Source organism: Asticcacaulis sp. P2_B1 (assembly GCF_056404915.1).
Genome location: NZ_JBFUDD010000008.1, coordinates 1 through 11,443, shown reverse-complemented (window position 1 = coordinate 11,443; position 11,443 = coordinate 1). Strand labels below are relative to the sequence as shown.

Here is an 11,443-nt window from a genome sequence, read left to right as displayed (position 1 = left end):
ACTATCGTGAAAAAGCTCAACCTGTTCTTCGCCGCCGCCGCGGTGTTGACCGCGGCACTCGTCGCCAATATCGCCGACGCCCATGCCAAGCTGCAGGCCGCCATGCCGGCGGTCAATGCGACCGTGCCGTCGCCCAAGACGATCATGCTGCATTTCAACGAGAAGCTGGCGCCGAAATTGTCAGGCTTCGAAGTCACCATGGCCGACGGCATGAAGATCGACGTCACCCCGGCCGTCGATTCCAGCGGGCTGATGTTGACCGCGCCGGTCAAGACCACCCTGATGGCCGGTACTTACAAAGTCACCTGGCATGCCGTGACCACCGATGACGGTCACCGCGTGACGGGCGAATACACCTTCACCGTGAAGTAAGGAACACCCGGATGTGGGCGGCGAGTTTGGCGAGATTTTTCGAATATGCAGGGGCAACCGGCTTTTTCGGCACGGCCCTGTTCTGTCTCATCCTCTTGCCGCCCCATGGCGAAGCATCGGCCGGTACCTTGCGCTGGCCGAAGCCGCTCCTGATCACCAGCAGCCTTCTTCTCTTCCTGGGCGCCCTGCTGTCGCTCGCGGCCCAGGCCGCCACGATGAACGGCATTTCGCTCGATAAACTGGACATCCCCTCGGTTTCCGTCGTGCTTACGGATACGCAGTGGGGCCAAGCGATCGCCGTCCGGATCGCGCTCAGCCTGATCGCCGTTGTGGCCGCCTTCAGTCTGAGGGCTGCGGCTGCGATGTGGTGGGTAAGCTGTTGGCTCGGCGTCCTTATCCTGGCCAGCTTCGCCTGGACAGGTCACGGCGCCTCCACCGAAGGCGCGGGCGGCTTGGTCCATCTCCTGGCCGACATCGCCCATCTCATCGCCGCCGGGATGTGGCTCGGCGCCCTGGCGGCGTTTCTGGCTTTGCTCGGCCTTCCGAAGGCCGGGGATGGCGAACAACAACTGGCGCTCTACAATGCGCTCACGAATTTTTCCGGAATCGGTTCGGCCCTCGTGGCGGTCCTGGTGGTCTCGGGCCTGATCAACAGCTATTTCCTGATCGGCCTCGACCATTTTTCGCGCCTGTTCACCTCGGTGTACAGCGGCCTTTTGATGATCAAGATCGTCCTCTTCGCGGTCATGGTCGGGCTGGCAGCCGGGAACCGCTTCCGCCTGACGCCGGCGCTCGAACTGGCCCTGGGCGACGAAATCCGGGTGAGCAAAGCCTTGGGTGACCTGAAACGCAGCATTCTCATTGAATTCATGGCGGGACTGGTCGTTCTCGCTGTGGTCGGCGTCATCGGCATGCTTGAGCCTCTGACGGCGGAGTAGAGACGTGCTTAGGTGACTTATTTCATATTTTTCGGAAATGGATGATCGAAGAGATGCCCGCCTGCGGCGGGCGGCGGAGACGCAGGGATTGACTTCGCTTCGCTACGTCGAACTCGCGATGCGCGAAAGCGCATCACTCGTTTCGAACCCACGGGTTCGTAATCCCGCGTCGACCGCGACCAACAAAAAAGCTCGCCCCGAAGGGCGAGCTTTTTGGTTGGTGGCGGAGACGCAGGGATTCGAACCCTGGGTACCCTTTTGGGGGTACGCTCATTTAGCAAACGAGTGCCTTCAGCCTCTCGGCCACGTCTCCGTTACGGTTCACTTAGCGTGTTCGATTTTAAAAGGCAACGCCGTTTGCGAAAAATCCACAGCGCTCGGGATGCCGCTCTCAAGTCCTCTCTTGGTGCGTGTATCTGTTAAAAAGCGATGATTATCCGCGGTCGTTTCGTCAGGAACCGTCGTCTGGTGGCTTTTCACGGTCCTGTTAACCTTGCGTCATCAGAAACTTTTGGAGGACGCCCCAATGGCGCATATTATCGGCACGAACGACAACGACCTGGGCAGCAAAGCCCTGACCGGCACTAATAGCGATGACAAGATCGAAGGCCTGGACGGCCGCGACGATCTCTACGCCCTCAACGGCAACGACATTCTCGACGGCGGCAACGGCGCCGACAATATGTTCGGCGGTTATGGCGACGACACCTACTGGGTCGACGACAGAGGCGACACGGTCGCCGAAGGCACGAACAGAGGCAATGACACCATATATTCGTCGGTCATCTACACGATCGCCGACAATGTCGAGAAACTGGTGCTGACCGGCTTCAACAATATCGCCGGCTACGGCGGCGCCGGCAATGACACCCTGGTCGGCAATGCCGGCGGCAATCGGCTCAACGGCAATGACGGCAACGACATGATCAGCGGCGGCTGGGGTAATGACACCCTGGATGGCGGTAAGGGCACCGATACGCTGAAGGGCGGCGAAGGCAATGACCGTTACTTTGTCGACCTCAACGATACCGTCACCGAAGATCACGGCGAAGGCCTCGACACCGTTTACAGCTCATCGACCTTTACGATCGGCGACAATATCGAACGCCTGACCCTGAGCGGCACCCACGACCGCTTCGGCACCGGCAACGCCATGGACAATATCATCACCGGCAATATCGGCAACAATACCCTGGGCGGCGCCGGCGGCGACGATATCGTCAATGGCGGCCTGGGCGCCGATACCATGCGCGGCGGCACCGGCAACGACGTCTTCTATGTCGACAATGCCGGCGATACCGTCACCGAATATACCGCTCAGGGCAATGACAGCGTCTTGAGCTCGGTCTCCTTTACCCTGGGCAATAATGTCGAGAACCTCGCCCTCACCGGCGTGGCCGATGTCGACGCCACCGGCAACAGCCTGAATAACCTCCTGACCGGCAATGACGGTGACAATGTCCTGGACGGCAAGGCCGGCGCTGATGTCATGGCCGGCGGCAAGGGTGACGACACCTATTATATCGACAATGCCGGCGACGTCGTCGTCGAACTGGACCACGGGGGGACCGATACGGTCTTCAGCTCGGTCGATTTCGACGCCAGCGTCATCGCCAACGCCTTTATCGAGAACGTCCACCTGACCGGTTCCGGCAATAGCGCCGTCCACGGCAACAGCGAAGACAATGTCCTGATCGGCAATGCCGGCGACAACTTCATTGCCGGGGTGGGCGGTGACGACATGCTGACCGGCGGGGCGGGCGCCGACACCTTCTTCTTCGCCAGCCAGGACGGCACCTATACGATCACCGATTTCTCGGCTTCGGAAGACGACATGATCAGCTATGACGGCGACCACATGTCGACCGCCGTCATCACCCAGGTCGGCGCCGACGTCCATATCCAGTTCGGTGCCGGCGAAACCATCGTCGTGCTCAACACCATGGACGACACCGCCTTCCGCAGCCACCTCGATTCGCACGGTTAAGCCGTACCGAACCTGAGCCGACAGCCAGGCCCCATCGCTTGGCTGTCGGCGTGCTGTCTACCTTCAGCAGCAGTCACGTTAATTTGTAACGTGCTAAACCAAAAGTTCATGATACCGTCCCGGTCAATAAAAATCGGCCGATATAAGTCGGCCCAACTAAGACGGGATGGATCGCAACAGGATTTGGTGCTGGCGCAAGCGCCCTGCCCGATAAACATGTCATGACAGTACCGAGCAACACGTCCGGCGGCGTCTTGCTACCTATGATTTCGGTAACGCGTTTAGTGCCTTAAGCGCAGGGCGGCGGCCTGCTCTTTGCCTTAGATCCTAAAGGAAACCAGACATGGCTCACATTATCGGCACAACCGGTGACGACAGCGGCGTGAACGCGCTGCATGGCACCTCGGGCGACGACTTGATCGAAGGCCTGCAAGGCCGCGACGACCTTTACGGCGGCGAAGGCGGCGACAAGATGTATGGGGGCGCCGGCAACGACATCTATCACGTCGATAATGCCAACGACCAGGCCGTCGAACTGGCTGGCCAGGGCAAGGACACCGTGTTCGCGTCGCGCCTGTACACGCTCACCGACAATGTCGAAAACCTGACCCTGACCGGCATCGGCAATGCCCAGGGCAACGGCAACGCGCTCGACAACACGATCACCGGCAATGATGGCGGCAACCGGCTGAACGGCCTGGCCGGCAATGATGTCCTGCTAGGCGGGCTGGGCAACGATACGCTGGATGGCGGCAAGGGCCTGGACGTGATGAAGGGCGGTGAAGGCGACGATCGCTACTATCTCGACAGCAGAACCGACGTGGTCCGCGAATTCTTCCAGCAGGGCAATGACACGATCATTATCAACGGCACCTACATCCTGGGCGCCAGCGTCGAAAACCTGATTATCACAGGTACGGCTGATCGTTTCGGCACGGGCAACAATCTCGCCAACCATATCACCGGCAACGCCGGCAACAACACCCTGGGCGGCGCCGAAGGTGACGACACGATCGACGGCGGTCTTGGCGCCGACACCATGCGCGGCGGCACCGGCAACGACACCTTCTATGTCGATAATACCGGCGATGTCGTGACCGAATATACCGGCCAGGGCACCGACAGCGTGTTCAGTACCGCGAGCTTTACGCTTGGCAACAATGTCGAAACCCTGACCTTGACCGGGACGGGCAATATCGACGCCACGGGCAACAGTCTCGCCAACGTCCTCACCGGCAATGCCGGCGACAATGTCCTCGATGGCGGCGCCGGCGACGACACCATGAAAGGTGGCAACGGCAATGACACCTACAGGGTCGACAGCCTGGGCGACGCCATCAGCGACAGCGGCGGCACGGACACCGTCGTCACCGGTCTCGACTACGGCCTGTCGGGCGTCCCGATCGAGAATCTGACCCTGACCGGAACAGCGCGTTTCGGCTCGGGCAACAGCCTGGCCAATGTCCTGACCGGCAATGACAGCGGCAACGTCCTCAATGGCGGTTACGGCGCCGACACCCTGATCGGTGGACTGGGCGACGACATTTACACGGTCGACAATGCCGGCGATGTCGTCGTCGAAGCGGCCGGCGCTGGCAACGACCAGGTCTTCAGTTCGGTCGATTTTTCCCTGGCGGGCACCTCTATTGAAAATCTCGAACTGACCGGCCACGCCGTCCATGCCACCGGCAGCGCCGACAACAATATCCTGCGCGGCAGCCAGTTCGACAACGTCCTGGATGGCGGTGACGGTAACGACACCCTGACCGGCAGACTGGGAGCGGACACCTTCCTGTTCAATATCAACAGCGGCGCGGATACGATCACCGACTTCTCGGCCGCCCAGAACGACCTGATCAATGTTCACGCCTATACCGGCGGTACCGTCACCCTGTCGGACCTGTCCCAGGCCGGCGCCGACACCAGGCTCGATCTCGGCGGCGGCAATGTCATTACCATCGTCAACACGACCTATAACGATCCCAACCTGCTGAGCCATATCGTCTGGTAGCGGATAGCCGTCCCGGAATGACGGAAAGGTCCGGTGGCAGGAGCGCTCGGCAGAATTTGCAACATGTGAAACCGTCCGGCCGTGTTACCGTGCCGGCATAAAACAGGAAGGATAATCCCATGGCTCATATTATCGGTACGGCCGGTGACGACCGCGGCGCGGACGCCCTTATCGGCACCTCGGGCGACGACCTGATTGAAGGCTTCCAAGGCCGCGACGAACTTTTCGGCAACGACGGAAGCGACGAGCTCGATGGCGGCGAAGACGCCGACAAAATGTATGGCGGCGCCGGCAACGACATCTATCATGTCGACAATCCCAACGACCTGGTCGTTGAACTGGCCGGCGAAGGCAGCGACACGGTGTTCGCCGCCCGTGCCTACACATTGACAGCCAATGTCGAAAAACTGATCCTGACCGGCACCGCCAATTATCAGGGCAACGGCAACGCGCTCAACAACTCGATCATCGGCAATGACGGCAGCAACCGGCTGAACGGCGGCGATGGCAATGACACGATCGGTGGCGGCCTGGGCGATGATACCCTGGATGGCGGCAAGGGAATCGATACCCTGAACGGCGGCGTCGGCAATGACCGCTATTTCCTCGACAAGGCCGCCGACGTCGTCGTCGAATATTCCGGCCACGGCGACGACACCGTCTATATCAACGGCACCTATACCCTGGGCCTGAACATTGAAAACCTGACCATGACGGGGTCCGGCGACCGCTTCGGCACCGGCAACGCGCTCGACAATGTTATCACGGGCAATGCCGGCGACAACACCCTGGGCGGTGCCGACGGCAATGATGTCATCGACGGCGGTTTGGGCATGGACGCCATGCGCGGCGGCATGGGCGACGACACTTTCTGGGTCGACAATGCCGGCGACAGCGTCGCGGAATATACCGGCCAAGGCACGGACTCGGTCTTCAGTTCGGTCGACTTCACTCTGTCCAACAATGTCGAGAACCTGACCCTGGCGGGCACCGGTCCTATCGACGCCACCGGCAACAGCCTCGATAACACCCTCACCGGCAATGCCGGCAACAATGTCCTCGACGGCCAGGCCGGCGCCGACACCATGGCGGGCGGCACCGGCAACGACACCTATGTCGTCGACAATGCCGGCGATACCGTCAGCGAGGCCGTCAGCAGCGGCCGCGACACGGTCCGCGCCAGCCTCAGCTACACCCTGGGCGCCAATATCGAAAACCTGACCCTGACCGGCCTCGCCGATCTTAACGGCACCGGCAACGGTCAGGCCAATACCCTCACCGGCAATGCCGGCAACAATGACCTGAATGGCGGTGTCGGCGCCGATACCATGGCGGGCGGCCTCGGCAACGACGTCTACCATGTCGATACTACCGGCGACATCGTCGTTGAAGGCCTGGCCGGTGGCGCCGACACGGTGGTATCAAACGTCAGCTATACGCTGAGCGACAATGTCGAGGACCTGGTGCTTTTCGGCGCCAATCTCAACGGCACGGGTAATGCACTGGGCAACAGCCTGACTGGCACGGCCGGCGCCAATATCCTGGACGGCGGCGCCGGCGCGGACACCCTATCGGGCGGTAACGGCAACGACACCTATATCGTCGACAACATAGCCGATATGATCGCCGACACCGCCGGTACGGACATCGTCAAATCGTCGGTGACCTACAGCCTGGATGCCGGCAACCAATTGGAAAACCTCTACCTGACCGGCACCGCCAACATCAATGCCGTCGGTAACGACCTCAGCAATGTGATGGGCGGCAATAGCGGCGACAATATCATCGACGGCGCTGGTGGCGGCGGCGATACGATCGACTATACCGCCAGCGCCGACGGTGTCACGGTCGACCTCATCGCCGGTACAGCCAGCGGCTCGGCGATCGGCAGCGACACCCTGATCAACATCCAGCACGTCTGGGGCAGCGCCTTCGCCGACACCCTGGCCGGTAATGGCGTCATGGCGGGCGGCACGGGCAACGACACCTATATCGTCTCCGCCCCCAGCACCAATGTCGTCGAAAATGTCAGTTCCGGTCTCGATACCGTCATGGCATCGATCACCTATGCCCTCACGGCCAATGTCGAGAACCTGACCCTGACCGGCAGCGCCAATATCGACGGCACCGGCAACGCTTCGAATAACACCCTCATCGGCAACAGCGGCAATAACATGCTTTGGGGCCTGGGCGGCAACGACACCATGATGGGCGGCGCCGGTGACGACACCTATATCGTCGAACAAACCGGCGACACCGTCGTCGAAAACACCGGCGAAGGCACGGACACGGTCAACACCAAGATCAGTTTCAGCCTGGCCGGCACTAATATAGAAAACCTGACGGAAGTCCTCTCGGCCGTCGGCAGCCATGCGAAGATTACCCTGACTGGCAGCGAAGGCGACAACGTGATCACGGGCGGCAACGCCCAGGATACCGTTATCGGCGGGGCGGGCAACGACACCCTGTTCGGCGGGGCCGATATCGATACGTTCGTTTTCGGGCCGGGCAGTGGTAACGACGTCGTCACCGACTTCCTAGAGCAATACATCAACGGCGGCTCCTACTACGATCTGATCGATGTCCACGCCTATACCAATGGCACCGCCGACACCTCGGTGATCTCACAATCAGGCAGCGATGTCGTTTTCGACTTCGGCAGTGGCAATGTCATTACGCTAACCAATACGACAGTCGCAGGCGTGCACGATCAAATCGTCTGGTAACTGGTTCCTCCCTGCGCTCGCCGCCGCTCATAAGGGCGGCGGTTACTTCTTGACGACATTGGAGACATTTCATGGCCCATATTGTCGGCACACCCGGCGACGATCGCGGCGCGGAAGCGCTGTACGGCACCTCCGGAGACGACATCATTCAAAGCCTGCAGGGCGTCGACCAGCTATTCGGCGGTGACGGCGACGATGAACTGGACGGCGGTGAAGGCAGGGACTGGATGTACGGCGGTCAGGGCAACGACATCTATTATGTCGACAATGCCGGAGACCAGGTCATCGAACTGGCGGGTCAGGGCAGCGACACTGTCATGGCGTCGCATATCTATACCCTGGACGAAAATCTGGAAAAGCTGATCCTCATAGGCGACGGCAATTACCAGGGCAACGGCAATGCCGCCGATAACTCCATTGCCGGCAATGCCGGCAGTAATCGGCTGAACGGCTGGGCGGGCGACGACCGCATTGGCGGTGGTGGCGGTAATGATACGCTGGACGGCGGGATCGGCGCCGACCTGATGGACGGTGGCACGGGCGACGATCGCTACTATGTCGACAATGCCGGGGACGTGGTGGTTGAATTCGGCGGCCACGGTACCGACACGGTCCTCAGTTCCGTCAGATATACGCTCGGTTCCTTTGTCGAAAATCTCACCCTGTCGGGAATGAAGAACCTCTTCGGCACCGGCAATGCGCTCGACAATACCATCACTGGCAACGCCGGCGACAATACGCTGGGCGGCGGCGACGGCAATGACGTCATCGACGGCGGCAAGGGCGCCGACACCCTGCGCGGCGGTAAGGGCGACGACACTTTCTATGTCGACAACGCCGGCGATACGGTTGCCGAATATACCGCCCAGGGTACGGACCGAGTCTACAGCAGCCTCGACTTTATACTGGGCAAAAATCTTGAAAATCTTGTTTTGACAGGAACAGCTGATATCACGGCCACAGGCAACAGCCTGGATAATCTCCTCACCGGCAATAGCGGCAATAACAGCCTCGACGGCAAAGTCGGCGCAGATACCATGGCAGGTGGCCTTGGCGACGACACCTATGTCGTCGACTTTGCCGGCGATACCGTGAGCGAAGAGGCCGCAGGCGGCACGGATACGGTTCGGGCTGCTATCAGCTACGTGCTCGGCGCCAATCTGGAGAACCTTACCCTGACAGGTTCAGCGAACACGGATGCCGCAGGCAACGACCTGGACAATATCATTACAGGCAACGCCGGCGACAATAATCTCGACGGCGCGGCGGGCGCCGATACCATGACGGGCGGGCTCGGCAACGACAGCTATCATGTCGACACAATAAGCGACCAGGTCTTTGAGGCCCTCGGCGGCGGCAACGACACCGTGACTTCGAGTGTCGATTACATCCTGGGCAATGACGTCGAAAACCTTGTCCTGACCGGTGCCGCCGGGCGGGGTATTGGTAACGCCCTCGATAACACGCTCCAGGGTAACGACGGCAACAACCTCCTGGATGGCAAGGCCGGCGCCGACCTGATGTCGGGTGGTAATGGCAACGATACCTATATCGTCGACAATTCGGGTGACCTGGTCGTCGACACCGGGGGTATCGACCTCGTCCGCGCGTCGGCCACCTTTAGTCTCGGCGACGACCAGGTCGAAAACCTTTACCTGATGGGAAGCGCCAATATCGATGCCACGGGCAATGGCCTCAACAATGTGATGCGCGGCAATGCCGGCGACAATTTCATCGACGGCGCCGGCGGCATCAATACCATCGACTACAAGGCCAGCAGCGCTGGTGTGACCGTCGACCTGCTGGCCGGCACGGCCAGCGGCACGGCCACCGGCAACGATACGCTCATGAATATTCAGCGCGTCCAGGGCAGTGATTTTGCCGACACCCTGACGGGAAACGACTTGCTGGCCGGCGGCAGTGGCGACGACACCTATTTCGTTTCCAGCGCCAGCGCCAGGATCCTGGAATTCTCCAGTGGCGGAACCGACACCGTTATGGCGTCGGTCACCTGGACCCTGGCCACCAATATCGAAAACCTGACCCTGACGGGCACCGGCGCTAACTCCGGCACCGGCAACACGCTTGACAATGTTCTGACAGGCAATGCCAATGACAATGTCCTCGACGGCAAGGCGGGCGCCGACATCATGACCGGCGGCGCGGGCAATGACACCTACTATGTCAACGACATCAAAGATAAGGTTGTCGAAAATGCCAACGAAGGCACGGACACGGTCTACACCAAGGCCAGTTTCAGCCTGGTTGGGACGGCCGTGGAAAATCTGACGGTCAACACCATCGGCAGTGCCAGGGTCACGGCGACCGGAAACGATCTGGACAATATCATTGTCGGTGGCCATGGCAACGACACCATCATCGGCGGCGCCGGCGACGACATACTCTCTGGGGGCGTAGGGCTGGATACCTTCGTCTTCGCTCCAGGTTGCGGCAACGATCTCATTAACGACTTCCAGCCGACCAATGATCGCCACTCCTTTGCTTACGACCACCTCAATTTCTCGGCCTTTTCGGCGGCCGGCAGGACGGTCAACATTCATCAGGACGGCTCCAACCTGGTTTATGACTGGGGAAATGGCGACGTCATCACCCTGGCGCACACCACCCTGAATGACTTCAATATCTTCTAGTTGCACAGCCTGAAGGCAGGTCCCGCGGCCTGCCTTTTCATTTTCATTTGTCCATGGAAAGCATGCCATGACCCATATTATCGGAACCGCCGGCCACGACACCGGCGCCGGCGCCGGCAGCGACGTCCTCACCGGCGGCGGCAATACCGTCACCGTCCTGAACACCAACGCGAACGACGCCGCCTTCCTCAGCCATATCGTCTGGTAGGGTCGCCCACCCGAATTTGTAACGTGCGAAACGGTCGGGGCATGCTACCCTTCCGGCCATAAAAAAAGTGGAGGACATGATCATGGCGCATATCATCGGCACAGCCGGCAACGACACGGGCGCGATCGCGCTGCACGGCACCAGCGGCGATGACCAGATTGACGGCCTGGCCGGCAATGACGAACTCTTCGGTGAAGGCGGCAACGATATCCTTGACGGTGGCACCGGCGCCGACAAGATGTCGGGCGGCACGGGCAACGACACCTATTATGTCGACAGCAGCGGCGACCTTGTCACCGAACTGTCGGGTCAAGGTATCGACACGGTTATCAGCTCGCGCCTCTACACTTTGGGCGCCAATGTCGAAAACCTGACCCTCACCGGCACCGGCAACAGTCAGGGCAATGGCAACAATCTGGCCAATACCATCACCGGCAATGACGGTGGCAATCGGCTGAACGGCTTGGCTGGCAACGACATTCTGATCGGTGGGCTGGGCGACGATACGCTCGATGGCGGAAAAGGTATCGACACTTTGAAGGGCGGCCTT

8 protein-coding genes and 1 tRNA gene are annotated in these 11,443 nt (G+C 60.4%); 8 read left to right on the top strand and 1 reads right to left on the bottom strand.

The window, feature by feature from the left end; translation table 11 throughout:
- Positions 1-6 precede the first annotated feature (6 nt).
- Together copC and copD are read left to right on the top strand one after the other, a co-directional pair.
- Positions 7-372 (top strand): copper homeostasis periplasmic binding protein CopC, encoded by a 366-nt coding sequence (gene copC, locus AC1DX3_RS16435; protein WP_476990401.1) that lies wholly within the window; start codon positions 7-9, stop codon positions 370-372.
- Between the two features lie 26 nt (positions 373-398).
- Positions 399-1,310, top strand: coding sequence for a copper homeostasis membrane protein CopD (gene copD / locus AC1DX3_RS16430; protein WP_476990400.1), 912 nt, complete (start codon positions 399-401; stop codon positions 1,308-1,310).
- A 221-nt stretch (positions 1,311-1,531) separates the two neighbouring features.
- Here copD and AC1DX3_RS16425 read toward each other — a convergent pair.
- A tRNA-Ser gene (locus tag AC1DX3_RS16425) sits at positions 1,532-1,623 on the bottom strand.
- A 213-nt stretch (positions 1,624-1,836) separates the two neighbouring features.
- On the opposite strand from AC1DX3_RS16425, the gene AC1DX3_RS16420 reads away from it, so the two are divergent.
- From AC1DX3_RS16420 to AC1DX3_RS16395, 6 genes are all read left to right on the top strand, one after another.
- Complete coding sequence (locus AC1DX3_RS16420) at positions 1,837-3,297, top strand: calcium-binding protein (protein ID WP_476990399.1); 1,461 nt, start codon at positions 1,837-1,839, stop codon at positions 3,295-3,297.
- Between the two features lie 343 nt (positions 3,298-3,640).
- Complete coding sequence (locus tag AC1DX3_RS16415; RefSeq protein WP_476990398.1) at positions 3,641-5,308, top strand: calcium-binding protein; 1,668 nt, start codon at positions 3,641-3,643, stop codon at positions 5,306-5,308.
- A gap of 119 nt (positions 5,309-5,427) precedes the next feature.
- Complete coding sequence (locus tag AC1DX3_RS16410) at positions 5,428-8,034, top strand: hypothetical protein (RefSeq protein ID WP_476990397.1); 2,607 nt, start codon at positions 5,428-5,430, stop codon at positions 8,032-8,034.
- Between the two features lie 71 nt (positions 8,035-8,105).
- A complete protein-coding gene (locus AC1DX3_RS16405) occupies positions 8,106-10,685 on the top strand; it encodes a beta strand repeat-containing protein (RefSeq protein WP_476990396.1) in 2,580 nt (859 codons plus the stop codon).
- A 67-nt stretch (positions 10,686-10,752) separates the two neighbouring features.
- Positions 10,753-10,893: a hypothetical protein gene (locus tag AC1DX3_RS16400; protein ID WP_476990395.1), complete on the top strand. Its 141-nt coding sequence runs from the start codon at positions 10,753-10,755 to the stop codon at positions 10,891-10,893.
- An 82-nt stretch (positions 10,894-10,975) separates the two neighbouring features.
- Positions 10,976-11,443, top strand: a 468-nt coding sequence (locus AC1DX3_RS16395) for a calcium-binding protein (RefSeq protein WP_476990394.1), incomplete at its 3' end; no start/stop codon positions are given.